Source organism: uncultured Victivallis sp. (assembly GCA_944389935.1).
Taxonomy (GTDB): Bacteria; Verrucomicrobiota; Lentisphaeria; order Victivallales; family Victivallaceae; genus Victivallis.
Genome location: CALXOE010000004.1, coordinates 12842 through 39109, shown reverse-complemented (window position 1 = coordinate 39109; position 26268 = coordinate 12842). Strand labels below are relative to the sequence as shown.

Below are 26268 nucleotides of genomic sequence, written 5' to 3'. Positions count from 1 at the left end.
CGACTCAGCCGCGTTCGGCGAGCAGACAGTCACGGACGTCGTCGATGACCTCTTCGAGCGTGTGTTCCGGCTGCCAGCCGGTCAGTTTGCGAATCGCTTCGGTGTTCGGCATCCGGCGCATCATGTCCTCGAATCCTTTCGCATACGCCTTGTCGTAGGAGAGGTATTCAATTTTCGAGCTGCTCCCGGTGCGGTCGATCACAAGCTGCGCGAGTTCGGCGATCGTGATCGAGCGTCTGCCGCCGATGTTGTAGATCTGACCATGTGATTCCGGACAGTCGACGAGCAGCCGCAGCGCGCGCACCACATCCGCGACGTGACAGAAACAGCGCGACTGCTTCCCGTTTCCGTAGACCTGCAGCGGCTCTCCGGCGAGCGCCCGCCCGACAAAACGCGGAATCACCATGCCGTACATGCCGGTCTGCCGCGGTCCGACCGTATTGAAGAAGCGCACCACCGTCCCCGGCAGATTCACCGCGCGGTGAAAGGCCATGACGTAGAATTCATCCAGCAGTTTGCTGCAGGCGTAGGACCAGCGCGAATGATAAGGCGAGCCGATCAGCAGATCGTCCGTCTCCGTAAATTCCGGGAGAGTCGACTTGCCGTAAACCTCGCTCGTGGAGGCGACGATGATGCGGCGGCCGTATTTCGCCGCCGGCTTCAGCACATTTTCGGTTCCGTGCACATTTGTGGTGATCGTGCGGACCGGATCCTTGACCACCAGTTCGACACCGACGGCGGCGGCGAGATGGAACACTGCGTCACACGCGGCGATCTCGGCGTCGAGCAGTTCGGCGCTTTCAAGGATGTCCGCCTCGATGATCCGCAGCTTCGGATGAGCCGCGACGTTCGCGAGATTGCGCGGTGATCCGGTCGAATAGTCGTCCACGACGACCACTTCATGGCCGTCCGCAAGCAGAGATTCGACCAGATGGCCGCCGATGAACCCGGCTCCGCCGGTAATGAGATAACGCATGAATCAACCCGCCTTTCCCGCCGGATTCGCCGTCCGGGTCGTTTCCTCCGTTTCGCGGCGGAACAGAATCCGGAACAGCGCGAGCGCCGGCCCGCCGAAGATGTAAAGCGTCACGAGCACTGCCAGCCCCGCAAACCGGAAGAACACCACCACCAGCAGCATCGCCGCCAGCAGCAGTTCCCGTTTCCGGTTGCGGCGCACGGAGAGCAGCCACTTTGCGGCGTGCGTGTAGGGGATCGGGCTGACCATCAGCAGTCCGAGGAACGCCGCATAGGCCGGCAGCAGAAACGCATATTTCGTGAGATCGATGTCGCAGGACCATGCGTAAGCCACGACCACGCAGATTCCGATCGCCGCGCCGGGGGAGGGCAGTCCGCTGAATTTATCGCCGGACTTCTTTTCGAGCATCGCATGGACATTGTAAGTCGCCAGGCGCAGAGCCGCTCCGCCGACGTAGACCGAGCAGAGCAGATAGATGATGATCTCTTCCGTGCGTCCGATGTGGTTCGGAGTCCGCAGCGAATGGGTCATGACCGCGACCAGCGTCGCCGGTGCGACGCCGAATGTCACCATGTCCGCGAGCGAATCCATCTGAATTCCGTGCATGCTCGCGGCGTTGAAGATCCGCGCCGCGAGTCCGTCGAGCGAATCGAAGATCATCGCGCAGCAGATGATGACCGCGCTCCAGAAAAAGACGTCGAGCCGGTCCATCCCCCGCTCGTACGCCCGCAGCGTGATGAGAATCGCGAGAAAACCGCAGAGCGAATTGCACAGCGTCAGCGAGTTCGGCACATATTTGAGCCATTTGTTGGTTTTCAGCAGGTTGCGGAACCGCTGCTTCATTTGCTGCCCCCGCCGTTGGCGGCGACCGCCATGACGGTTTCTCCGCCGCGGACCTTGTCGCCGACTTTCACTTTGACGTCGAACTCGCCGACCGGCAGATAGAGTTCGGTGCGTGAGCCGAATTTGATCATCCCGTAAACTTCACCGCGCCGCAGTTTGCGGCCGGGATCGACCGGGCAGACGATTCTGCGGGCGATTTTCCCGGAGATCTGGCGGACGGCCATCGGGAAGCTCTTTCCGCCGGCGTTCGCGGTCCCGGAGATGGTCATCGCCTCGTTGCGTTTGTCACACTCGGGGTGGCGTGCATCGAGGTATTCGCCCTCCCGGTAAAATTTTCCGGTCACATTGAATTCGGCAGGAGCCCGGTTCACATGGACGTTCAGCACCGAGAGGAAAATCCCGATCCGCAGTGCGCGCCCCTCGAACGGCGGAACATTGAAGTCATCCACCTCGCCGATATCGCGCACCACGCCGTCCGCGGGGGCGACGAGCAGTTCCGGATCTTCCGGAATCGTCCGCTTCGGATTCCGGAAGAACGCCGCGAACGCGACAAACACCACAATCGCAACCGCACCGACTCCGCACCCCCAGCCGGGATGAACGTATCTGCCCAGAAAATAACAGCCGACCAGCACCACCGCCGTAATCAGCAGCGCGCTGCCCCATTCCCGAAATCCGTATCTGGTCAAAGTCATCATTACGCCGTTTGAATCCTTATCATTGAGTGATCTGCCTGAAATCGTAACATAATATAACCGTCCGCGCCGTTTTTACAACTTTTTTCCAGTGGCTTTTGCCCGTCTTTTCGCGCGTTCCGCCCGGAAGCGGAGGACCAGACGAACCGTGAGGCGGTAGCCGGGAATCGCTGTGAGCAATCCGAAGAAGAGCCCTCCGGCAAAGAACGAGAGCACCAGCGGCGTCCCCAGCTCAAAGAATGCCTTGAGCGATGGTTCGTTGACCAGGGAGTGCAGCTGTTCCGTCAGCATCCGCCAGCGCAGCGGATGAAACAGCAGCCAGCTTCCCACATAACACTGCACCGGGTAGAAGAAGAACGATGTGACGTAATTGCTGTGAAACGTCAGCAGAAACGCCGGAATTTTCGCCCCCTTGAGCAGCCAGGCCAGCGCGATCGCCGGCAGAGATTGAAATCCGATCGGCAGAAAGAAACCAATGAAAATCCCCACCGCAACCCCGCGTGCGATATACTCCGGAGAGCCGTTGTTCCGCATGATTTTCAAATAGTAGAAGCGGAGGCGTCTCCGGAGTTTTTCCGCCGTTCCGCGTCGTTTTCCGGACATTTCTGTTCCCCTTTGCGACCCGAATATGAAATTTTTTCACTATACAGGCGCAATAAGGATTTTTCAAACGGGGAAAACGTTGCTTTTTTTCTTTTTCTGTGGTATTTTAAGTAATACGATGAATTTCATCCGCAAGAGGAGTTTTTCTGAAATGGAAACCGCACCGCGCTCCATGCGCCTCCAGATCGCCGTTGCCGGACGCACGAACTCCGGCAAATCCAGCTTCATGAATCTCATCGCCGGGCAGGACGTCGCAATCACTTCGCCCGTTCCCGGCACCACCACCGACGTGGTCGAAAAAGCGATGGAACTGCGCCCGCTCGGGCCCGTTCTCTTCCTCGATACCGCCGGAATCGACGATGAAACCGAACTCGGCAACCGCCGGATCGAGCGTTCCGGCCGCGCGTTCGACCGGGCCGATGTGATTCTGCTCGTGACCGGCGCGGGCATTTGGGGCGCTCCCGAGGAACGCATGCTCGCAGTCGCGAAAGATCATCACGTCAGCCTCATCCCCGTGGTCAACAAGTGCGATCTTGCCGCGCCAGAGCCGGAGTTTCTGGCAAAACTGCGCGAGGCGACCGGATTCGAGCCGCTCTGCGTCTCCTCAAACGGAGGCGCGGCCGAGCGCGAACGTGTTCTGCCGCTGCTCAAAGATGTGCTGCTCGCGGGATGCCCGGAGGATTTCCTCACGCCGCCGCCGCTGCTCGGCGACCTCGTGAAGCCGGGCGATACCGTTGTCCTCATTGTCCCGGTCGACATTCAGGCTCCGAAAGGGAGACTGATTCTGCCGCAGGTGCAGGCGATCCGTGACGCGCTCGATTCCGATGCGCTCTGCTATGTGGTCAAGGAGAGCGCCTATCAGGACGCCCTCGCGAATCTGCGTGAAAAACCGGCTCTCGTGGTCTGCGACTCGCAGGTGGTCGATCTCATGGTGCGGGAAACCCCGCCGGATGTGCCGTGCACGACTTTCTCGATTCTCTTTGCGCGGCTTAAAGGGGATATGCCGGTGTTCGCGGCCGGGGCGGGACGGATTCGCTCGCTCAAACCCGGAGACCGGGTTTTCATCGCCGAGGCGTGCACGCATCACGCGAGCTACGACGATATCGGCCGCGTCAAGATTCCGCGCTGGCTTGCGAAGTTCGTCGGCGGAGAGCTGCGTGTCACGGTCGGGGCAGGGCGCGACTATCCCTCCGACCTCTCGGAGTATCAGCTCGTCATTCACTGCGGGAGCTGCATGTTGAACCGGCGCGAAACCCTGCGCCGGATCGAAAACGCCCGCCGCAGCGGTGTGCCGATCACGAATTACGGTATGGCGATCTCCACCTGCCACGGCGTGATTGAGCGGGTGCTCTCGCCGTTTCCGGAGGCGCTGGAGGCGTTCCGGAACGGCTGAGCTTCTGTCGCACTCCGGTCTGACTCGTCACTCCCGGGAGTCGTCCCCCTCATCGTCATCGATGTCGTAATCGGGAGTGGGGTTCAGCAGCGTCACCTTTTCTCCGAGGCGGAACACGGTGTTGGCAAGCTGTTTATGACTCATCTCCGGCAGGATTTTCACCGGGAAACTCGAATCGAGCGTGACGTCGAGAGAGCCATCCTCCTGCACCGCCCACTTGACTTTCAGCCGCCCGCGTGCCATTGGGAAGACCGACTCTGCCCAGTCAACCTGATGGAACGCCGGGTTGAAGTAGATGACGGAGTGCCCCGCCTCGGCAATGCGGATTCCGAGGATCTCACGCACGAGGAAGATGTTCGGCGAGACGCAGCTCCCCTCGGAGAATTTCGTCGGCGCCGGATCGGCATGGTCAAAATCGACCCGCCACGCATTCGCCTCCGGACACATCCGTTTCGACCAGTAGTCGCGGAAGTAGCGGAACGGCCACTCTTTCTGCCCCAGCGCGAACATCATCTCCATGAAGAGGAAATGAAAGTACGGATGGCGCGATTCGTCGCTGCGGTCGAACGGCGGATCGTAGTTGAAGAAACTGTAGAAGAAATACTCGAATGACGAGAGCGGCAGCACTCCTCCGAACATCGCGCAGAAGTTCGCGAAGAGATTGTGGTCCGGCATGCGTTCGCTTTCCAGCGACCAGCGGCAGAAGAGGCTGCAGGCCGGATCGAAGTTGCGGTTGCGCAGCTCCTCGGCCACCTTGCCGGCGAGTTCGTAGCAGTGATTCGCTTTCCCCTCATCTTCGATGGTCCGGTAGATTTCGGCGGCCGAAAGCAGGAAGCGGCAGAAGAGCGCATTGATGTAGGTCGGGATCTCTCCCGCACGGAATTCTCCGCTGCTGATCCGGCTGTCGAAGCTGAACCGGGTCTCCGTGTCGACGAGCAGCCCGGTATTTTCGTCGATCATCGCCTCGAAATATTCGAGCGTCAGATCGAGGTTCGGAATCGTCTCTTTGAGACGGGTGATGTTCGCGGTGAACCGGTAGTTGTAATAGATCCAGACCGGCAGGAAGAAAAGCTGATGCACCTGCGACGCATGCCGTGACCCGAACGTCAGCGCCGGAATGTCGCCGTTTTCGAGCTGGGCGTCGAGGAACTGCCGCAGCCGCGCGGAGGCGTACTCGTAATCGCCGAACGTCACGCTCATGTTGACCGCATCGATGTAGGCGTCGAGCATGTAACAGTCGTTGTCGGCGCGGGATTCGGCCAGCGGAACGAATGCGGCGGAACGGCGCAGCGTCTGCTTGCCGATCTCCCAGAATTGATTCAGCAGTTCGTCCGAGCAGCGGAACGTGGTCTCCTGCCGTTCGTTCCGCGTGAGCTCCTCGAAGCTGATCCCGAGCACTTTGATGCTGCTCGAGGCATGACGGACCGAGATCATGATATAGAAGCAGTCCGTCGGAATGAACGTCAGATAGACGTTTCGCGCATTGCGGCAGCGGATGGTTCCGGTCCCGCGCACTCCTTTCCCGGCGGAGATGAAGCCGTTTCCGGTGCGGCGGCAGCCGATGGTGATGTCGACCAGGTCGCCAGCCGTCGCTTCGAGGGTCACCCGCACGAAGCCGTAGCGAACCATATCGAGCCGGTAGAGGACGTAGTCGCCGGTCCGGAGCGGACGGCTCCAGGCGAGTTTCGCCTCCTCTTCGTCGGCGGGGAGTGTTTCCTCTTCAAAGCGGCTCTGCGAGAGATAGGCGTCCGGATCGGTGAGGTATTCGAGTTCCGGAACGTAGTTGTCCTGAACGAGCCGCTCGAATTTCAGGGAGGGAGTCGCCTCTTCGAGCGACAGCTTCAGCGGCCCGACGATGTTCCACCCCTCCGCAGCCTTTTGCTCCGGGGCGCGCCCGAACCAGAACTCGCGGCCATCGTCAGAGGGAATCATCATGACCATGCCCATCGCATGCCGCCCCGGATTCTGGACGAGCAGCAGGCGGTTCCAGCCGGCCCTGAGCGGCAGTTTTACTTCGGTACCCATCGCTTCTGCGGCATTGAGTACGAGCCGGTTGTTGCAGAAGAACTTCATCGGGTCGTCCGAGTAGATGAGCGCCGGGAGCTCCTCGTCCACTTCGCTGAACAAAAAGGTGTTGGCCGCGTAGGTCTCAAGACCGTTGCCGTCGGCCTCCTCAAACGTGACCTGCGTCCAGTTCGGCGGCAGAACGAGTCTGCCGCGCGCGAACGGCAGCGGAACCGGGTTTTCCACCGCGATTCCGGGAGGTGCGAGCGGATGGGGTTCGAGTTTGCTGCCGAAGTCGTCTCCGACGATCGTGGAGTAGTCCGGATGTTTCCACTGGGCGTCGGTCAGGAAGACGGGGGTGGTCCAGTTCAGCGGGGAGTCGTCCGCATTGAAGAACTGGCTCAATCCCTGATCTTTGGAAAGCCGCGCGCGCGGTGCGCAGTAGCAGTTCCCCTCGCGCACGACCCAGGTCTGATCGCTGCACAGAAGCAGTTTCCCCTGCGCCTCCATCTGACACCAGAGACCGGGCGAGTGTTTGTTGTGGCCGCCCTGATCGGCGTTGTAATAGACGAGTGCGGCAATGACGTTGATTCCGGATTCGAGGTAGTAGGTCACCTCGTGCATGTCGACATAGCTGACCCCGCAGTTCTGGTGGGCGCGCGGGCCGAAGCCGACAAAACGGCCGTTGATGAAGAGCTGATAGGCGCAGTTCGCGCTGATCCAGAGGGTCGTGTCGAGATTGACCGTGGAACAGACGAACTCCTTGCGCATCAGGAGGAAGCTGTCGGGGTGGTTCAGAAGTGAGTTCTTCCAGATCCATTCTCCCTGAATCCGGGTCGGCATTTTGGTCTCCGTCATAAGCGCACCTCCCTGTCGTATCGGGTGCCCCGCGGTCGCCGCGGTCGCACGTCGGCTTTTGGTTTCCTCAACACTCGTCCTTATGTATTATGACGCCAAAAACCGCGGAAGTCAACCCGTAAAGGAAAAAATTTACGAATAATCGCATCCGGGGATGGTGATTTCACGCCGAATACGGCCGATCAGCCGGAAAAATGAAATGGAATTCAGACAAAAAAAGTGGCGAGAGAGACGGGGCTCGAACCCGCAACATCCACCGTGACAGGGTGGTACTCTAACCAATTGAGCTACTCCCCCGCATATCTGCGGCGCGCGACTACTTCCGGATGCCTCGCACTTTTAAGAAAAAGTGGCGAGAGAGACGGGGCTCGAACCCGCAACATCCACCGTGACAGGGTGGTACTCTAACCAATTGAGCTACTCCCCCGCATCCGTTGGTTTTCGCAACGTCTCTTACAATATCACCATTCCGGCGGAATGCAAATCGTCAACCGAAGAAAATTCCGAAAAAGTTGCATATTTCTCCCGCGAGTGCTACATTATCTGCCGAATTCAGCCGTGGAGGAGCATGATGAAACTCGAACCCATACTTGCCGCCGCCGTCGCCGGAGAGAGCCTCGACGACGCGACGCTCGCATATCTGCTCGGACTTGAGACGCCGGGCGAACTTGAGGCGCTTTTCCGCGCCGCCTACACCGTCAAACTCCGTTATGTCGGGAACCAGGTCCATCTGCGCGGACTTGTGGAAATCTCCAACATCTGCCGGAAGAACTGTTATTACTGCGGCATCCGCCGCGGAAACACGAATGTTGCCCGTTTCGCCATGAATCGCGAAGAGATTCTCGAGGCCGCCCGGCTCACCGCCCGCTTCCGCTACGGTTCGATCGTGCTTCAGGCGGGGGAACGGAATGATCCCGGCTGGGTCGATTTCATCGAGGAGATTGTCCGGGAGATCAAGGCGATCGACGGCGGAAAACTCGGAATCACCCTCTCGCTCGGAGAACAGACGCTTGAGACGTACCGCCGCTGGTTCGCCGCGGGCGCTCACCGGTATCTGCTGCGGATCGAGAGTTCCGATCCGGAGTTTTACGCAACGCTCCACCCTGCGGATCACCGTCATGACGAGCGGGTCGCCGCGCTCGGATTTCTGCGCGAGGCGGGTTATCAGGTCGGTACGGGCGTGATGATCGGCTTGCCGGGGCAGACTGTGGAGCATCTCGTGCGCGACCTCCGCTTTTTCCAGAAGCTCGATGTCGACATGATCGGGATGGGGCCTTATATCGTTCACCACGATACGCCGCTCGGACGGAGATTTCCGGAGACCGGCAGCGATGCGAAGCGGCAGCTCGAGGCGGGGCTCAAGATGATCGCCGTCACCCGGCTTCTGCTGCGCAACGTGAATATCGCAAGCACGACCGCGCTGCAGGCGCTCGCGCCGGACGGACGGGAGCGCGGTCTGCTCGCCGGGGCGAACGTCATCATGCCGAACGTCGGAGATCTCGCATACCGCAAAGGGTATCTGCTCTACGAGAACAAGCCCGGAGTCGACGAGAACGCCGATTCCGCGCGGATCGCGCTCGAACGTGCGGTCGGCTCCATCGGGGAGAGCATCGCCTATGAGGTCTGGGGGGATTCGCCCCATTTCGCCGCCCGCGCGGGAAACCGTTGAGGGGAACGCGGAAAATGTCCGCGGGGGAACTTGTATTCCGATGCACAGAGGGTTAGATTATGTGGTCGTACCTGTCGGTCTATCTGAAAGCAATTTGACGGAAAGTGGATGAAAATGAATGTGAAAACGCTCTGGGCCGCACTGCCGGCGCTCATCTGTGCCGCGTTTTTCGCGGGCTGCACGACTTATGACAACAACTATCTCCGCCCGGAGGATTTTGCGGTTTATCTCGAACGCGAGGGGGTGAAGGTCGAGGGGGTCCGGCCGCTGCCGGGCGAACCGTTCCGCGCCACGAGCGGCTGTGCCGTGAAAGTCGCGGACTGCGAAGTCGGCGTCTACAAATACGACCGTTCCTCGACTGTGCAGGATAAGCGGGTGAAAAAGATCGCGGAGGAGGGGAGAACTTACATCCAGGGAATTCCGTTTCCGGTGGAGGTGCGCGGCTCTTTCATGTTTCTCGGACTCGAGAAAAACCCGCAGAAGCATCAGATCATCAAAGTGATCGACAAATTCTACTGAAACACATCGGCGAGACGGCCGCATCCGGACGTTGCGGCCTCGTATTGAAGAACACTTATCGACAACAGCAGAAATACGGAGGAAGAGGGAAGAATGGCGGAAAAGAAGTATGTGTATTCGTTCGGAGGCGGGGATTCCGAGGGGTCCGGTTCGATGAAAGAGCTGCTCGGCGGCAAGGGTGCGAATCTGGCTGAGATGGCCTCGCTCGGGCTGCCGGTACCTCCGGGATTCACAATCACGACCGAGTGCTGTGTCGATTACTTCCGGGAGGGCGGCCGCCTGCCCGCATGTCTCGAGGAACAAGTTAAGACGGCGCTCGCCCGGGTCGAATCGGTCATGGGCATGAAGTTCGGTGATCCGGTCGATCCGCTGCTGGTCTCCTGCCGTTCCGGCGCGCGCAGTTCGATGCCCGGCATGATGGAGACTGTGCTGAACGTCGGGTTGGCGACGTCGACGATTCCGGGACTCATCGCCAGGACCGGCAACGAACGGTTCGTCTATGACGCCTACCGGCGGCTGATCATGATGTATTCGGACGTGGTGATGGAGAAAGCCGAGGGCATCGAGCCCGGGGAGGGCAAAGCGATCCGCAAACAGCTCGACGACATGCTCGACGAACTCAAACGTGCAAAACATTACGCGAGCGACACCGACCTCACGGTTGAAGATCTGAAACAGCTCTGCACGGCATTCAAGGCGAAAGTTCGAGAGACGCTCGGCGCGGAATTCCCCGACGATCCGGTCCGGCAGCTCTGGGGTGGAATCTGCGCTGTGCTGAAGAGCTGGAACGGCAAAAAAGCGGTCTCCTACCGCCGCATCGAGGGAATTCCGGATGACTGGGGCACTGCGGTGAACGTGCAGAGCATGGTTTTCGGGAACATGGGGGAGACCTCTGCGACCGGCGTGGCTTTCACGCGCAACCCGGCCACGGGCGAGAACAAGTTTTACGGCGAGTGGCTCATCAACGCCCAGGGGGAGGACGTCGTCGCCGGAACCCGCACCCCGAATCCGCTCAACAAGGACACCTGCAACGAGCAGAACAAGCACTTGAAGTCGCTTGAAGAACTCTATCCGGCTCTGTATGAACAGCTTTATGGAATTCGGAATAAACTTGAAGCGCATTATCGTGACATGCTCGACATCGAGTTCACGATTCAGGAGGGAGTGCTCTACATGCTGCAGTGCCGCGTCGGCAAACGGACCGGCACGGCCGCTCTGAACATGGCGATGGATATGCTCGAAGAGGGGATGATCGACGAGAAAACCGCCGTGATGCGCGTCTCACCGGCGCAGCTCGACGAACTGCTGCACCCGATTCTCGACCCGAAAGCCGAAAAGAACGCGCAGATCATCGCGAAAGGACTTCCGGCCGGGCCGGGCGGTGCGGTCGGGCGGATCGTTTTCTCCAGCGCCGAGGCGGTCGCTGCGGCGGCGAAAGGGGAAGCTGTGGTCATGGTGCGTGAGGAGACCAATCCCGAGGATGTCGAGGGTATGCGCGCCGCAACCGGAATTCTCACCGCCCGCGGCGGCATGACCAGCCATGCGGCACTCGTCTGCCGGGGCTGGGGCAAGTGCTGCATCGTCGGCGCGGGTTCGCTCGTGATCGACGAGGCGAACCGAACGATGACGGTCGGCGGCGTGACTTATACCGACCGCGATGTTCTGAGCATCAATGGCAGCCGCGGCTACGTCTATGCCGGGGCGCTCGCGACGATCGACTCGAGCGAAAATCCGCAGCTGAAACACTTTATGACGCTTGTCGATAAATTCCGCAAACTCGGTGTCCGCGCGAATGCCGACACGCCGGACGACGCGCGGGTCGCGCGCAGCTTCGGCGCGGAGGGGATCGGCCTCTTCCGGACGGAGCACATGTTCTACGGCAAAAACAGTGAGAAGCCGCTCTTCGCGCTGCGGCGGATGATTCTTGCGCACACCCGTGAGGAGCGGGTCGCGGCGATTGCGGATCTCTTCGGGTTTGTGAAGAACGACGTGAAGAACACGCTCAAGGCGATGGCGGGGCTGCCGGTCACGTTCCGGCTGCTCGATCCGCCGCTGCACGAGTTCGTCCCGAGCGCTCCGGCGGCGCGGGCGGAACTTGCGGCGGCGCTCGGCATCACGGTCGAGGAGATCGCCAGGCGCGCGGAGAATCTGCACGAGGTGAACCCGATGATGGGTCACCGCGGCGTGCGTCTCGGGATCACCTGTCCGGAGGTCTCCGAAATGCAGATGCGCGCGATTCTCGAGGCGGCCGTCGAGCTGGAGAGAGAGGGAACGGCATGCCATCCGGAGATCATGATTCCGGTGACCTGCGACGCCTCCGAACTCCGCTTCCAGAAGAAGATTCTCTCCCGTGTCGCCTCGGAGGTCGCCGCGAAATTCGGGCTCGATGCGGTTGAATACAAGGTCGGGACGATGATCGAGATTCCGCGCGCCTGTCTGCTCGCGGACGAGATGGCTGCGGAGGCGGACTTCTTCAGCTTCGGGACGAACGACCTGACCCAGATGACTTTCGGTTTCAGCCGCGACGACATCGGCGGATTCCTCGGGGACTATCTCGAGAAGAAGCTGCTCGCGGCCGATCCGTTCCAGACGATCGACCAGGCGGGCGTCGGCAAGCTGATTCAATTCGCGGTCGAAAACGGCCGCCGCGTGAAGCCGGAGCTGAAGATCGGCATCTGCGGCGAGCAGGGTGGCGAGGCGAAATCGGTCGAATTCTGCAACCGGGCGGGGTTGAATTACGTTTCGTGCAGTCCGTTCCGGGTGCCGATCGCGCGGCTGGCCGCGGCGCAGGCGGCGATCGCGGACGGGAAGTAACTCCCGGGAGAGTGCATGGGGGAGCGCAGATACGCGGAACTCACTGACGACCGGGGAACGATCAGCCGGATCGCCTGGTACGACAGCGGCGGAGAGGGTAATCCGGTTCTGCTGATCCACGGTTTTGCCGAATACGGCTGCACCTGGGAGGCGCTTCTCGACTTCCTGCCGGAGAATTTCCGTTACATCCGGATCGACGCGAAAGGGTTCGGTTACTCCTCAAAGAACGATCCGGAGCATTTGACGCTGTACGATCAGGCGGCATGCGTCGCGGCGTTCATCCGCCGCCTCGATCTGCGGAATCTCGTGCTGATCGGGCACTCGATGGGGGGGGCGATCTCCTGTCTGCTGCTGGAGGACGAGGAGATCCGTGAACGGGTGGAGAAACTCGTGCTGCTCGATCCGGCCGGGATGTTCACGGAGGTTCCGGAATTCATCGCCACGCTGGCGCTGGTTTCGCCGCGCAATCCGCTGCTGCGGTTTGCGAACGAGGAGCTCATGGTCTATCTGGTCATGAGCCGCGCCTATTTCCGGGAGGAGAAGATTTCGCAGGAGCTGATCCGACAGTACGCCGAAGCGATGCGGCTGCCGGGCGCGCGCGACTGCGTGATCGCGGCGGCACGCCACTTCCGCATTCCGAATGTCGCCGGTTTTCAGGCGGGTTTGAAAAAACGGACGCTGCCCGCGTTGATCATCTGGGGAGCCGAAGACCGGATCATCTCGATCGATGACGCCGAAAAATTCCGCCGTTGCCTCCGGAACTCCCGGCTCGTCGTGCTGCCGGAGTGCGGACACTCCCCCCAGGAGGAGATGCCGGAGGAGACTGCCGCCCTGATCGCGGAGTTTCTGAACGAATCCGGAGTTCCCGTTCCGGCGCCACCGGCGGCAGAGACGCTCCAGTTGCCGCGCCGGTCGTCTGCACCGTTCGGCAGCCAGTTGCGCCAGCTGACCGGGACATACAAGCTGCGCATGACCCGGCTTGTGGACAGGTGGAGTTTCGGTACGGTTTTTCTGTTGATTTTCATCAAGATTCTGCAGCTGCTCAAGAAACTCGGCATGCACGCCGAGGAGAACGGCTGGCGCAAGGCGACCGGGATCTTTCTGCGCAACGAATATTCCAAATTCGTGCTTTCCTGTTTCCGGCTGCGCTACTGCCGGGAGACGGTCGTACCGCAGGATTTCCCCGCGGCGCGCCGGGAGCTGGCGAGGAATCTGGCGGAGTACATCCGGGGACACAGTGCGTTGCACTGGACGGCGGCGCCGGGGAGATTCCGGCTCGGACGGCGGAAGATCGACTTCACTGACATCGCCGAGGCGTTCTACGACAAGAGCGGGGAACTGCTCTGGATCGAGATGCACTTCGACACGAGCCGCGAAAATTTCCAGCTGCTCACGCCCGATCATATCCGCGAGGCGCTGCGCTGCATGGTGGTCAACGTGAATCGCCTCCGCCCGAACGAGGGGAACGATCAGGTGCGGATTCTCGCCGGGCGGATGCGGCGCTGGGCACGGCGCGTGCCGGGATTCAGTTACGGGGCGCGACATGAACTCAAGAGTCTCGTCGAACGGCTGCTGACTGCGACGTTCCTCCACTGCGAACTGCTGCCGAAAGAGCCGGAACTGCAGCTTGCGCGCCGGATCGCGAGTCCGAATCTGCGCAAATATCGGAATCCGGGCTGGGGGTTGCTGAACGTGGTTGCGCGGTTCACTCCGGATTTCACCGAGGCTGATCTCTGGATGCAGTTCCACCACGTTCCGGTTGACGGCATGCCGATGCAGGAGAGTCTCGCGGGCTTGAAGACGAGCTGGGGATGTGCGGGGGTTCTGCCGTACCCGGCGCTCTCGTCGCCGGTGGCGCGGCCGGAGATTCTCTACGCGGGGAACCGGCTGTTCCGCAACCGGTTTTTTCTCGACTTCGGGCCGATGTTGAAACTGCGGCACGAATTGAACGCGAAGTATGCGACGCTGATGGAGGGACCCGCGACGGTGGCGGGGATGATGATCTGGGGATTGGCGCACCATCGTTTTTTCCGCAACTGCAAGATGTTGTTTCCGGTTGACACGGAGCCGAAGAGCGGGAATCCTGCTGAGCGGGAGTTGAGTCTGGTCTTCATCCGGGCGGGGGAGTACATGGATCCGGGCAATCCGCTGTCGGGGTTTCTGAACTTTCAGAAAGAGTTCAACCGCAGGCTCTGGCGTACGCGGAACGGCACGAGTGAGAGTTACGAACTTCTGGAACTCTATTCGATGATCCACCCGCTCTTTTACCGGCTCGCGCAGCGATGGATGCCGGAGTCGATGGGGGAGTTCGTCGGCTCGATGGGGCTGTCGATCCTGCGTGACGCGGACATCTTCATCTGTCCTTTGAGCGATCTTCAGGTCAACGGTTTCATGACGATCGGCGACCTGGCGCACCCGACGGCGGACGGGGGAACGGCGGGGGCGGTCTCCTCCTGCGGCACGCGCGACCAGATCCGCTTCTACCAGGAGGCGATGACCGACCTCGCGAAAAACTATCGCCGTTTTCTCGAGCCGCAGGAGTGAATCTTCTACGGGGGTGAGGGGGGCGACATGCCGTTTCCTGCAGCCCGACAGCAAGCCGGTCATTTCCGTAGAACCCGCAAGCGGACAGAGAACTTCCATCTCGGAATCGTATTGCCGGCCGTTCAAAACGGTTCGGAAAACGGACTCTTCATTCTGGCTGATGTCACGTGGCCGCGTGCCATTCCGGCAGGAGATTCCCGGCAGAAAGGTTGTGATTTTTTCCGCCGGAAAGTCGACAACGTCCGACGGCCGGAGGGCTTTCGGCGTGTTTCGGGAAAAATCTGCGGAAGCTGCTTCGGAATGGATTTCATCCCGTGGAGCGCTGCGAGTCCGACTCAGAAGAGTTCGCCCTGTTCCATTACCGGCGCGGCTGCGGATTCCGTCCCGGGGGGCTCGGCCGCAAAGTCGAAGAGATCGGATTCCTTTTCTGACTCTTCCTTGCGGATTTCCGGCAGTTCCCGGAGCAGACTCTTGAGCTCCATCGCTTCACAGATGGCGCGAATTTTCGCCCAGTCCGGCGCGGCACGGCGCAGATGCGGCGCCGGAGGATCGAACCGGGCCGGCAGAGCTTCCCTCAACTGAATGAGTTTGCGATTCTTACGGATGAGTTCCAGGTGCGGTTCGAGTTTTGTCCGGAACTTCGGATCGGAAATCCGCGCGGGATCGTCAAGCCATTTTTCCGCCGGACCGCAGCTGTTCAGAATCGCCGCGGCGGTTTTCGGGCCGACGCCCGGTACGCCCGGAATGTTGTCGGAGCTGTCCCCGAGCAGCGCGAGATAATCGACGATGAGTTCAGGCGGAACGGCGAATTTTTCCCGCACTTTTTCCGCATCGCGCAATTCAAAGCCGTTTTTCTGGGCCGGAACAAGCATCTTCACCTGTTCCGTCACAAGTTGCGAGAGGTCTTTGTCGGAACTTACGATAAGCACCGCGCCCGCCGCGCTGCGGGCGAAAGCGGCAATCAGATCATCGGCCTCGTACTCCGGCTCCTCAAGCAGAGGCCAGCCGAAAGCGGCGGCAAGTTCCCGGATTACGGGCATCTGAAGTTTGAGCTCTTCCGGCATCGGCGGGCGGTTGGCCTTGTAATCCGGAGCCAGTTCAAGTCGAAACTGCACCTTGCCGCAGTCGAACAGCATCGCTCCCGGACCTGCCGGATACTCTTCCTGGAGTTTCAGCAGCAGCCGGGCAAAGACAAAGATGGCATTCGTCGGCTCCCCTTTCGAGTTCGAGAGGTGGCGGATCGCGTAATATGCGCGGAAAATCTGACTGTAGGCGTCAATGAGGATCAGCGGTTGATTGTTCATGGTTTCTCCCTGGTTTCTGTTAAGGTACACCCGCAAATCGCGCTTGTCAACAGAAAAGAAAACGACGCCTGAGAAAACTCTTTCTCCGCGTCGCCCGGAAACAGAAAAGGTTCGAGGTTTGACTTTTCAGACGCTTAGAGGAGTAATTATGAAGAGGAGAAATTGCGTATAGGAGCCTGAATTGTTCAAACCTCGAACAATATTACTATATGCCGAAAAAAAAGAAAATCAAACTTTTTCAAGCAAAAATACGGAAAAAAAACGTTTTTTTCTGTTAATTTTCTGTTATTTTTTTTCACCAGACATGCCGGATTCAGTCCGGGTGATGTTCGGCGTCCGGACCCGGATTCCGGTTTTATTTTACGGCGAGCAGTTTGAGCCCGACGATTCCGGTTACAATCAGGATCAGACAGAGAATGCGCAGCACGGCGGTTGATTCTCCGAAAAGTATCATCCCCGCGATCGCCGTGCCGACCGTCCCGATTCCCGTCCAGACCGCATAGGCGGTTCCCAGCGGCAGAGTCCGCATGGCCAGCGCCAGAAACCCCAGACTCGCAAGCATGGTCACTACACAGAATATGGCCGGCGTGAGTCGGGTCAGACCGTGCGAATATTTCATTCCCACCGCCCAGCAGATCTCTAAGAGACCCGCGATACACAGCCAGATCCAGTTCATGAAATCTCCCCCCGTCAACGCGAATGTCACGAAGCAGATAATATAGTGTGGAACACCGCTCTTTTCAAGCGATGACTCAGAGATTCCGACAGTCGTATGCCCAGTGGAGCAGGGCCTGGCGTTGTTTTCTGCGGCAGTTCCAGTCGCCGGGGAGGGGGCAGTTGCGCAGTTGCGCCAGATGGCGCGTCATTGCTTTCCACCGCCGGATCTGGCGTTCATCGTCTTCGGAGCGCCGCCCCTGATAGTAACGGCAATACCATTGAAACCAGCCGCGCGGATCGTCCGGATGAATCCACCCTTTCGCACGCCAGACTGCGAGCGGCTGCGAGGCGTTGACCTTGAAGAGGTTCAGCTCCGGATCGTGCCGTTCCGGACAGAACCGCGCGTGCTCAAACCACTCGGCGGGGAATTCCGCTGTACAATCCGTCATGTACCGGCCGCCGAACACCCCCAGCCGCAGCATCTGTTCCGGCGTCAGCTGCGGCTCGAATCCGGCGTGGAAATTCCTCCCCGGCGGTTCGGTCAGGGTATAGACGAAATCATGTTGCATCCGGTCGTTGACGACAACTTCCCGCGGTTTCATCGGGCCGGGTCCTGAATCGGAAACTCCAGATTCTCCACCGGAAATCCGAGATTTCGGGCATATTCGATGAGTTCCTTCTTCTCGGCTTCCGGCAGTTGCGGAGTTCTCGCAAGGATCCAGAGATATTCCATCGTCCCGCTTGTGACCACTGCGTAACGGTAGTCCGGTGCGAGCCGGATGATTCGGTAATCCCCGTAAAACGGCCGGAAAAACGAGACCTCAAGCTCCCCGACCGTACGCTCTCCCTTGAATCGGGCGACGCCGATGGCTTCCCGCCGTTCTCCATCCCGCTCGCCGCTGTTGACGACCCGGAGCGTTCCGTTTGAATCGACCGTGTATTCGGCCTTGACCCGGTTCAAATCCCGCTCGAACCGGTGCGGCAGCCGGGCGATCTCATACCAGACGCCGAGATAGCGCTGCACTTCAAAATCGGTCACGGCGGGAATTTCTTCCGTACCTTTCCCGGAAAAGCAGCCCCCGGTCAGCAGTGCTGTTCCGAGCAGAATGGCGGAACGCAGAATCGAACGTGCTTTCATGATGTTTCTCCTCTCCTGACTGTGCATGTGAATTCAAAAAAACGTTTCTCCCCGTGCCGGTTCAAAAGTGAACCCTCCTGCTTTCAATATGCCTCTCGATCGCTTTTATTGCAAGGGGATTATTATGTTTTTTTTTAAAAAATAATTTCGTATGAGTCTGGAGAATGATGCACTGCAATATCAGAATTTTAACAGATTAGACTTGACAAACCAGAGAAGAAAGGTTACTTTATCAGAATGACGATTTTCAGTTTACAGATTATACGGGAACGGTTCGCGGAGGTGCTGAATCTTCCCGGATTTGACGTGCAGTTCGCCCGGCCGGAGTCGGGGGAGAATTTCTCCTGCTCATTGCGGTCGGAGTCCAGTTTTTTTCTGGATCGCACGGGTCGGGCGCTCGTTATTCCGCCCGGCTGCGGAATCCGGGAAGTGCCGGATTCGGTTTTGGTTTCACTTTCCGGGCAATCGATCATGCTCGCATATTTCGGAGAGTCTGTCGCCGAGCCGGAGGCCTGGTATCGAACGCGGGAGGGCGCCGGTCCGATTCTCGAGGATCTGTTCCGCACTCTGTGCACGCTTTCCCCGGAGTCGCGCGGGGCGTCGCCGCTGCTGCGTTCGATTTGCGAACTGGTTTTTGAACGACTGGAGACGGAGATCGAACAGGAGCTCTCCGAAGAAGAGCAGCTCTGGCAGCGAATCCGGATCTGGCTCGGACGCTGCTTCCGGGAAGATCTCTCCCGCGAGGCGATTGCGAAGATGCTCCGGATTCATCCGGCCAGACTTTCGCGGGTGGTGCGCAAATTCGCCGGAACCGGCGTCTGTGACTATATCCGGGATCTCCGACTCGGGTATGCCGAGGAACTTCTGATGGCCCGGGAGGTGATGCCGATCGAAGAGATTTCCCGTCGATGCGGTTTCAACTCCGCGAGCTATTTCATCTCGATTTTCCGGCAGCGCTATGGTGTCTCTCCCGGAAGCTTTCGGCGCGGCAAGATCAATCTCTGAACTGCTGCGGAGCGAATTCAGTTTTTCCGACAACGGCTGATGGCGACGCGGCCGGAACGGGCCATTTCCACGATCCCGAAGTCGCGTACCATTTCGATGAAGTTGTCGAGACGATCGGAACGGCCGGCGATCTCAACGCCGATCTCCTCCCGGCTGACCGAGACGATCGTCCCGTCGAAGATCTCGATGAGCTGCAACAGACGCGACTGCTTTTCCGGCGACTCGGTGCGGATCTTGATGAGCGCCATCTCACGCTCGACAAAGTGGCTGCCCGTCAGGTTCTTGACGCTGATGACATCGATGAGCTTGCGCAGCTGTTTGTCAATCTGTTCAAGAATGGCGGCGTCTCCAGTCGTGACGATGGTCATTTTGGAATATTTCGGATCTTCGGTTTCGTGGACGGTCAGGCTCGAAATGTTATAGCCGCGTCCGCTGAAAAGTCCCGCCACGCGGGCGAGAACTCCGAACTTGTTTTCCACGAGAACGGATATCGTATGTTTTTCCGGCGTTTCCATGTGAACGGTTTCTCCTTGCAAAATGTTTTTGATATAAAATAAGCCCGATCGCCGGTTTGTCAACTTCCCGCCCCGAAAAAAATGCGGATCGCTCATTCGGAATCGACGAAATCCTCCAGCGCTTCCAGCAGCAGTACCGCGTTCCAGTCATTCTTTTTGAGTTTTTTCAGGGCATTGATCACTTCGATTCTGACCTGGGCGTTACGCAGCAGCGCTGCCCGATTTCCGGAATGGAACATGTCGAGCAGTCTGCGGCAGCGATCGCGCGAGTCCAGAAAGAGCGCGCCGATTTCCCGCCCGAGCCGCGCAAGTTCCGGATCGTGCAGTTTGCCGAAAAAACCGGAGAAAAATGTGAGCGCCGCATTGCCGCGCAACTCTGCGAGTTGCTCGAAAAAACGGAGCATATGAGCGGCACAACGATCGAGTTTCTCCCTGTCCGCAGCCGCGAAGAACGTTTCGTCCTGCAGCAGCTCGATGCAGCGGTCGAACGCGGCCAGGCCGGTGACGCACTCTCGGCAGTCGGGTTCGATCAGCAGTTCCCGCAGGCGGGAGAACTCTTCGCGGTCCGGCACGCGGGCAGGGCAGTCGCCGGTGACGACCAGCAGCCGCGTTCCCTGTCGTACCCACTCTTTGCTCGTAAATTCGCCCCCGTGCAGAGTGTCGGGGCGGTTTTCGGGAGAATCCCACTCCTGCGGAAAGTAGAACCCCGAGATGCTTTTCCCGTCGTCGTCGCACCCTGTGATGAGACACCAGTCGTCCCCCGCGGCGCGGCAGGCCGGCACCGGCACATTCCGGGAGAGTGATTCGTTCACCGCCCGGAAAAACGCTTCCGGCGGAAGCGCTTCCACCATCCGGTACTCAAATCCGGCGAACGCCATCGCCCGTTCGATCGGATCGTCATCGGTCGTTTCAAGCAGAAGATCGGTCAGAAACTGCGGACGAAACTCCGGATCCCAGTGCGTGCGGCAGTTCAATCCCGAAAGCGTCAGCAGTTCAAAATAGACCTGTTCGTGCATTCTTCTGAGCCGATCGTGATTGCCGCACTGTCCGCAATCGTCGCACAGCTCTCCCGAGTGCGGGCAGAAAAGCAGCTCTTCCCGCTTGTCCGGCTGTTTTAAATACACATAGAGGGAACTCAGACAGGAGATGAACCGGATCGACTCCGGCCCTCCCCACGGCGCCCCTATGGGCAGAACTCCACGTATGAACTGTTTCACTTCGATTTCCTGTCAATCTGTCCGGCGCAATGGCGGCCGGGTTTTCTATTTGGAGCGTGAAACGATCTCGCCCGGCAAAGTTACGCTGCCTGCGGAGAGGCTGCGTCCCGGGTAGATCGCCGTATGAATTCCGGTGTGAACATTTTCGCCGATGATCGCTCCGAACTTGCGTCGTCCCGTATCGACGAACGCCTGATTTTCAAGCCAGCGGTGGTTCCGGCCATCGTGCCGCAGGTTCGAGATGATCGTCCCCGCGCCGAAATTCACGTTGTCCGAGATGACCGAATCGCCCGCGTAACTCAGGTGGCCGATGCTGACTTTTGTCCCGATCAGCGAATTCTTGATCTCCACCGCCTGACCGATATGGCAACGGTCGCCGATCGACGTATTGCCGCGGATATAGCAGTTCGGGCCGATTTTGCAATCTTCCCCGATGATGACGTTGCCCTCAATATAGACTCCGGGCAGAATCACGCTGCCGCGCCCGAGGTGAACGAAGCCGTCCAGCGTCGCTCCCGCCCGGACTGTCCCGACGATGCGGTTTTCATCGAGTTCGCCGACGAGTTTTTCATTCATCGCCAGCAGATCCCAGGGATGGCGGATGCGGAATGACCCCGGATCGAGCGCAAGAATCGCCGGCGCACCGGTCCATCCGGTGATCGAGAGTTGCATGACATCCACCCCGTCGGATGGATCGCGTACGACGCAGTTCCCCGTTCCGGAGGCGATGAGCCGGGCAAATTCCGGCGTCGGGAGAAAATCCGCCCGGATCGAGAGACGGCGATCGTCCGGCAGCTCCGGAATCCGCTCGAGAATCAGGTCGCGGATCAGCCGCCCCGCGACCCGGATCGACCCGACTTCGCGTGTGACCGGCCAGAGACCGGGAACATTGGCGGGAATGATGTCAACTGGCATGATGAACCTCCACTTCGACTCGGATTGATGCGTTTTCATCAATATATCATCGATTGAGGCGGGATGCAACCCCGGGAGCGGAACGGAAGCCGGATATTTGCGATTTCACCACGTCCAGGCGTCGAGGCTGATGGTCCCGGAAAGCTGCGTCCGGAGATCCCCGTCGACCGATGTGAAGAATTCCAGACCGGTTGCGGACTCGACCTGGTCGACGGTCACAGCGAACTCCTGCAGATCGCGGCTGCTGCCCGCGTTCGGCAGAATGAAGCCGATCATGGCAGGCGGTTTCGCCTTCGGCGCATAGAGCACCTTGTAATAGGCCTGCGGGACGGCGACTTTGTTGCGGCCGATGAATCTGCCGCTGTTCAGGAAGAGCGGACCGGTCACGACCTGCAGCTCCCCTTTGTCGACAGCCCAGTCGCGGACTTTCGCTTCGAGTTTCCGCCAGATGCCGCGGTTGAAATCGGGTTCCTGCGGGGACATGTTCGAGAAGTAGAAACTTTCGGACATCGCTTTTTCCGACCAGGCCATGTCGGCGGCGGGAGCGAGATGCCCGCGGTCAAAGCCGCTCCCGGCATAATCCTCCGCCCGCGCGGACCCGGTTGAAATATAGGGGTCGATCCGGAAGTCGTCGCTGCGTTTCGCCGTCCCTCCGTCGGCCTCTGCCGCGGAGAGACGGTAGGTGACCCAGAGCGGCTGCTCATGTTTTTCGGAGTAGCCGAGCGCGTAGCCGCGCCGGTCGATGACGACATCGGTCATGGCGGGAATTCCGAGTTTCAAATTGTCGTACGGGGAGCTTTGTGCATCTTCCGGAGAATCGATCGGAATCGTCCGGTCCGACGGCATGAGCAGCCGATCCCTCGTGAAATAGAGCCAGGCACGGCCTTTCTGGTAAAACGGCAGACTGTCGGCGTATTTTTCGCCGATCTCGAAGAATCCCGCTCCACCGATCCCGATGAGGAACAGCAGAAACGTGAAGAGCTTCAGCAGAGGATATCTCCGCTTCGCCTGTTTTTTTCCGGTGGAACCTTTTTTTCCGGGCGCGGGTCTTTTTTTCCGTTTTGCGGTCGCGCCGGAGCGTCCCGGCGCGGAGCGTCTGCCTGCCGCCATCGTCTTCTCCGGTTACTTTTTCCCGACGGGACGGTGCAGGGGCAGCTTCCAGAGATCCGCCATCGCCGAGGGGATGTTGGTGTTGTCGAGAATCCCGGCGAACCGTTCCGAGCCGGGGCCGAACGCATAGACCGGAACCGGCGCGTCCGTGTGGCTTTTCGTCGTGTAGAGAATGTACGGCCTCTTCGGATTCTGCGGATTCGGCGCGCAGTAGATCCCGCCGGTTTCGTGGTCGGCGGTGACCACGATGAGCGTGTCGGGATTCTGTTTCGCGAAATCAAGCGCGGCCTTGACGGTGAAATCGACCATGAGCGGACCGTTCACGCTGTACTCGGGATTGTTGCCGTGGCCGCCGTGATCGGGGAAATGACCCTCGATCATGAGGAAGAATCCTTTCGGATTTGCGGCCAGACGGTTCATCGCTTCGGCCGAGATCTGCGAGAGCAGCTTCGTATCCTGCGCCCAGTCTCCGATGAACCCGAAGACGGGGCGTTTTTCCGCCTTGCGGAACTCTTCGAGACTGCCGATGCGGATGTATCCGTCTTTCTGCAGTTCGTCGACGAGGTTGCGGTCATCCTTGCGGGTCCCTTTTTCCGATTTGGGCAGGAACGGTTTCGCCCCGTTGCCGATGAGAATCTGATATCCGGTTTTCGCCTGCTGTTCCGCGATCTCCTGCGCCATGCCGCGGTGCGGAACGTGGGCGGAGAACGCCGCCGGGGTCGCCCCGGTGAGCTGGTCGGTCGTGATGATTCCAACCGAACGGCCGGAGTCGCGAGCCTCCTCGGCGATGGAACGCATCGGCTGTTTTTCCGGCGTCACGCCGATGTAGCCGTTGTTGGTCTTGTAGCCGCTCGAGAGTGCGGTTCCGCTGGCCGCGGAATCGGTGACGCTGCTGCTTGCTGAGGCCGTTTTCACCATGCCGTTGACCGGGAGCTGTTCCATCACGAGCGATTGCGGTCTGCCGTGGGCGTGGAGTCCGGCGAGTTTCACCGCGCCCTGGCCCATCCCGTCGCCGATGATGAGGATGATATTCTTCGGAGTTCCGGTGCGCGGAGTTTTCGCAAGTTCCGCCGGATCGACCGGTTCGGGTGCGGGATAGTCGTGCTTGAGCCTGGTTTGTTCCGGCAGTGGTTTGAGGTCGACGGCGTCTCCGACCGAGGCTGCCGCGACCATCCAGACACCGTCGGCGCCTGCGTGGAAGCGGAGCGCTTTGACCGGTTTCTCCTCCAGCGGGAATTTCGACGCGTAGAGTGAGACCTGCGAATTGTTGTTGTAGACGCTCCAGGCCCGCACCGCGTTTGCCGCACCCCGGTTTTCCTGCCAGTCTGCGAGGTCGCGCCCGGCGTGGAGGACGAATGACCGCATGGAGCCGTCGGCGTATTCGACGGTCAGTCGGCCGGCGGGCTCTTTCTTCGGATTCAACCAGGCTCCGGCGTGCAGCAGATAGAGCATTTTTCCGGTAGCCGGCTTCTCGAGTTCGACCCGGGCGAGTTCGGGCAGGTAGTTTCGTTTTTCGCAGCCGGAAACGACTACGCACGATTTGCCTTTTGTCGTCCGGTCGTCGAGAATCGTGAACGGCACCCCCGAAAGCGAGACGTCGCCGGACTTCAGCAGCCGCAGATCATTGGAGCCCTGATCGGTCCAGCCGCCGCTCCGGTCGTCCGGTGTTTCGTCCGCGAAAGCGGTGTTGGCTCCGGGAGCGAGATTCAGCGGCTTGATCTCCGCCGCCCCGATGCAGCCGGCGGCCAGAACCCCGGCAAAAAATCCGTACAGAAAACGCATTTATATCCTCCTGATCATGTTTCGTGACGGTTTTGTGACACTGGGGAAAGTATACCACAACTTACGGAAAAATCCACGATTTTGGAATTATTTTTCCGTAAGTTTTTCGTTGGCATCCGGTGAAATGCCGGGAATCTGCGCCTCATCCGGTTTTTTTTTCTTGAAAAAGGCAGCCTCCTGTGGCATATTATAAAGTTGTACTTGGATGAAATACGGATCCCGAAAGCGGAAGCGGCCTTGTCCGCCGTTCGCGGGAGGTTGTGAACAGACAAATCGAGAGCGAAAAGGAGGATTCCCGATGAATGAGAGTCCCGGATATGTGATTCTTAACGTAGAGGGCAGGCAGATTCAGCTGCCGGTTGTGGTCGGCACCGAGGGGGAAAAGGCGATTGACATCGCGAACCTGCGCCGCCAGACCGGGTATGTGACGCTCGACCCGAGCTTCATGAACACGGCGGCCTGTTACAGCCAGATCACGTTTGTCGACGGCGACAAGGGGATTCTGCGCTACCGCGGCATTCCGGTAGAGGAGCTCGTCAAGAAAACGATGTTCGTGGAGGTCGCATATCTGCTTGTGCACGGCGAACTGCCGACCGAGGACGATCGGCAGAAGTTTTCCGAGCTGCTGAACGTGAACTCGATGCTGCACGAGGATATGCGTCATTTCTTCGACCACTTCCCGGCCGGTGCGCACCCGATGCACATTCTCTCGACGATGATCAATGCGCTTGCGGCGTTCTATCCGAACGTCGACCTCAAGTCGATGGCCGATGATATCGACGTTTCGACTGCGCGGCTGATCTCGATCGTGCGGACGATGGCGGCGTTCGCCTACAAGAAATCGATCGGCGAACCGGTGGTCTATCCGCGTCACGACCTCTCGTACTGCGCGAACTTCCTGAACATGATGTTCGATTCGCCCGTGCGTCCCTACCAGATTCATCCTGAAGCGGTGCGGATTCTGAACATCCTCTTCATTCTGCACGCGGACCACGAGCAGAACTGCTCGACGACGACCGTCCGCACGGTCGGCAGCGCGCAGGTGAATCTCTATGCTACGATCTCCGCCGGAATCTCGGCGCTCTCCGGCCCGCTGCATGGCGGCGCGAACCAGAAGGTGATCGAGATGCTCAAGATGATCCAGGCCGACGGCAACGTCCGCAAATTCATCGACATGGCCAAGGACCGCAACAATCCGTTCCGGCTGATGGGATTCGGACACCGGGTCTACAAAACCTACGATCCGCGCGCCGCGATCATCAAGGAAGAGTGTCACGCCTATCTCGAAAAGACGAACTACAAGGATCCGCTGCTCGACGTGGCGCGCCAGGTCGAGGAGGCGGCGTTGACCGATCCTTACTTCATCGAGCGGAATCTCTACCCGAACGTCGACTTCTACACCGGTATTCTTTACCGCGCGCTGGGCATCCCCGAGAACATGTTCACCGTGATGTTCGCGCTCGCGCGCCTGCCCGGATGGGTCGCGCACTGGAAAGAGATGATCGGCGCGGCGACGAAGATCGTCCGCCCGCGGCAGATCTACATCGGCAAGACCCCGAGTGAAACCGCCGACGTCATGGCGAACCGCGATCTGCTGTGATCCGGTGATTCGTCGGGGAACAGAGGGAAAGGGAGGCTGCGGCCTCCCTTTTTTTCTGTCGCGGCGGGGAATTCCGGACACAAATCGTGCGGACCGCTTGATTTTTT

The 26268-nt window shown here is 59.5% G+C and carries 21 protein-coding genes and 2 tRNA genes; 7 read left to right on the top strand and 16 right to left on the bottom strand.

Annotated elements, in window-relative coordinates; translation table 11 throughout:
- Window positions 1-4: 4 nt before the first annotated feature.
- From Q0J85_RS02265 to Q0J85_RS02250, 4 genes are all read right to left on the bottom strand, one after another.
- Window positions 5-976, bottom strand: coding sequence for an NAD(P)-dependent oxidoreductase (locus Q0J85_RS02265; RefSeq protein WP_294477863.1), 972 nt, complete (start codon window positions 974-976; stop codon window positions 5-7).
- Window positions 977-979: 3 nt separating this feature from the next.
- Complete coding sequence (locus Q0J85_RS02260) at window positions 980-1819, bottom strand: CDP-alcohol phosphatidyltransferase family protein (RefSeq protein ID WP_294477861.1); 840 nt, start codon at window positions 1817-1819, stop codon at window positions 980-982.
- Window positions 1816-2517, bottom strand: a complete 702-nt coding sequence (locus Q0J85_RS02255) for a phosphatidylserine decarboxylase (RefSeq protein ID WP_294477859.1) — start codon at window positions 2515-2517, stop codon at window positions 1816-1818. Before Q0J85_RS02255 ends, Q0J85_RS02260 begins: the two co-directional genes overlap by 4 nt.
- A gap of 72 nt (window positions 2518-2589) precedes the next feature.
- Window positions 2590-3117, bottom strand: a complete 528-nt coding sequence (locus tag Q0J85_RS02250; RefSeq protein ID WP_294477857.1) for a DUF2062 domain-containing protein — start codon at window positions 3115-3117, stop codon at window positions 2590-2592.
- A gap of 151 nt (window positions 3118-3268) precedes the next feature.
- On the opposite strand from Q0J85_RS02250, the gene hydF reads away from it, so the two are divergent.
- Window positions 3269-4510, top strand: coding sequence for a [FeFe] hydrogenase H-cluster maturation GTPase HydF (gene hydF, locus Q0J85_RS02245; RefSeq protein ID WP_294477854.1), 1242 nt, complete (start codon window positions 3269-3271; stop codon window positions 4508-4510).
- A gap of 27 nt (window positions 4511-4537) precedes the next feature.
- Here hydF and Q0J85_RS02240 read toward each other — a convergent pair whose 3' ends face one another.
- The 3 genes from Q0J85_RS02240 to Q0J85_RS02230 all read right to left on the bottom strand — a co-directional run bounded on the left by Q0J85_RS02240 (window position 4538) and on the right by Q0J85_RS02230 (window position 7799).
- Complete coding sequence (locus tag Q0J85_RS02240; RefSeq protein ID WP_294477852.1) at window positions 4538-7372, bottom strand: alpha-L-rhamnosidase C-terminal domain-containing protein; 2835 nt, start codon at window positions 7370-7372, stop codon at window positions 4538-4540.
- Window positions 7373-7592: 220 nt separating this feature from the next.
- Window positions 7593-7669: transfer RNA gene (locus Q0J85_RS02235), tRNA-Asp, on the bottom strand.
- A gap of 53 nt (window positions 7670-7722) precedes the next feature.
- Window positions 7723-7799 (bottom strand) — tRNA-Asp (locus Q0J85_RS02230).
- Window positions 7800-7940: 141 nt separating this feature from the next.
- Between Q0J85_RS02230 and hydE the strand changes: the two genes are divergently transcribed.
- The 4 genes from hydE to Q0J85_RS02210 all read left to right on the top strand — a co-directional run bounded on the left by hydE (window position 7941) and on the right by Q0J85_RS02210 (window position 14918).
- On the top strand, window positions 7941-9041 hold the full coding sequence (gene hydE / locus Q0J85_RS02225; protein WP_294477849.1) for a [FeFe] hydrogenase H-cluster radical SAM maturase HydE: 1101 nt from the start codon (window positions 7941-7943) through the stop codon (window positions 9039-9041).
- 114 nt (window positions 9042-9155) lie between these two features.
- Window positions 9156-9560 carry a hypothetical protein gene (locus tag Q0J85_RS02220; protein WP_294477847.1) on the top strand — a complete coding sequence of 135 codons (405 nt, stop codon included), beginning with the start codon at window positions 9156-9158 and terminating at the stop codon, window positions 9558-9560.
- A 93-nt stretch (window positions 9561-9653) separates the two neighbouring features.
- On the top strand, window positions 9654-12374 hold the full coding sequence (gene ppdK / locus Q0J85_RS02215; protein ID WP_294477845.1) for a pyruvate, phosphate dikinase: 2721 nt from the start codon (window positions 9654-9656) through the stop codon (window positions 12372-12374).
- 15 nt (window positions 12375-12389) lie between these two features.
- Complete coding sequence (locus Q0J85_RS02210; RefSeq protein ID WP_294477843.1) at window positions 12390-14918, top strand: alpha/beta hydrolase; 2529 nt, start codon at window positions 12390-12392, stop codon at window positions 14916-14918.
- Between the two features lie 335 nt (window positions 14919-15253).
- Here the strand turns inward: Q0J85_RS02210 and Q0J85_RS02205 are convergent, their stop codons facing one another.
- The 4 genes from Q0J85_RS02205 to Q0J85_RS02190 form a co-directional block, all read right to left on the bottom strand.
- A complete protein-coding gene (locus Q0J85_RS02205; RefSeq protein WP_294477841.1) occupies window positions 15254-16222 on the bottom strand; it encodes a 5'-3' exonuclease H3TH domain-containing protein in 969 nt (322 codons plus the stop codon).
- A 355-nt stretch (window positions 16223-16577) separates the two neighbouring features.
- Window positions 16578-16898, bottom strand: coding sequence for a quaternary ammonium compound efflux SMR transporter SugE (gene sugE, locus Q0J85_RS02200; RefSeq protein ID WP_294477839.1), 321 nt, complete (start codon window positions 16896-16898; stop codon window positions 16578-16580).
- A gap of 76 nt (window positions 16899-16974) precedes the next feature.
- Window positions 16975-17481, bottom strand: a complete 507-nt coding sequence (locus Q0J85_RS02195) for a hypothetical protein (protein ID WP_294477838.1) — start codon at window positions 17479-17481, stop codon at window positions 16975-16977.
- Entirely contained in the window at window positions 17478-18017 is a 540-nt protein-coding gene (locus tag Q0J85_RS02190) for a lipocalin family protein (protein ID WP_294477834.1), read from the bottom strand. The genes Q0J85_RS02195 and Q0J85_RS02190 overlap by 4 nt, the downstream gene beginning before the upstream one ends.
- Before the next feature lie 237 nt (window positions 18018-18254).
- Here Q0J85_RS02190 and Q0J85_RS02185 point away from each other — a divergent pair, with 237 nt between their 5' ends.
- On the top strand, window positions 18255-19022 hold the full coding sequence (locus Q0J85_RS02185) for a helix-turn-helix transcriptional regulator (protein ID WP_294477832.1): 768 nt from the start codon (window positions 18255-18257) through the stop codon (window positions 19020-19022).
- A 17-nt stretch (window positions 19023-19039) separates the two neighbouring features.
- Here Q0J85_RS02185 and ilvN read toward each other — a convergent pair whose 3' ends face one another.
- From ilvN to Q0J85_RS02160, 5 genes are all read right to left on the bottom strand, one after another.
- Entirely contained in the window at window positions 19040-19537 is a 498-nt protein-coding gene (ilvN, locus tag Q0J85_RS02180) for an acetolactate synthase small subunit (protein WP_294477830.1), read from the bottom strand.
- Between the two features lie 92 nt (window positions 19538-19629).
- The gene (locus Q0J85_RS02175) at window positions 19630-20754 is read right to left on the bottom strand and encodes a hypothetical protein (protein WP_294477828.1); all 1125 of its coding nucleotides are present in this window, start codon (window positions 20752-20754) and stop codon (window positions 19630-19632) included.
- A 45-nt stretch (window positions 20755-20799) separates the two neighbouring features.
- Window positions 20800-21669 (bottom strand): hypothetical protein, encoded by an 870-nt coding sequence (locus Q0J85_RS02170; protein WP_294477826.1) that lies wholly within the window; start codon window positions 21667-21669, stop codon window positions 20800-20802.
- A gap of 105 nt (window positions 21670-21774) precedes the next feature.
- Entirely contained in the window at window positions 21775-22779 is a 1005-nt protein-coding gene (locus Q0J85_RS02165; protein WP_294477825.1) for a DNA/RNA non-specific endonuclease, read from the bottom strand.
- A 12-nt stretch (window positions 22780-22791) separates the two neighbouring features.
- Window positions 22792-24561 carry an alkaline phosphatase gene (locus Q0J85_RS02160; protein WP_294477823.1) on the bottom strand — a complete coding sequence of 590 codons (1770 nt, stop codon included), beginning with the start codon at window positions 24559-24561 and terminating at the stop codon, window positions 22792-22794.
- A gap of 298 nt (window positions 24562-24859) precedes the next feature.
- Between Q0J85_RS02160 and Q0J85_RS02155 the strand changes: the two genes are divergently transcribed.
- The gene (locus Q0J85_RS02155; RefSeq protein ID WP_294477821.1) at window positions 24860-26161 is read left to right on the top strand and encodes a citrate synthase; all 1302 of its coding nucleotides are present in this window, start codon (window positions 24860-24862) and stop codon (window positions 26159-26161) included.
- The last annotated feature ends 107 nt before the right edge of the window (window positions 26162-26268 follow it).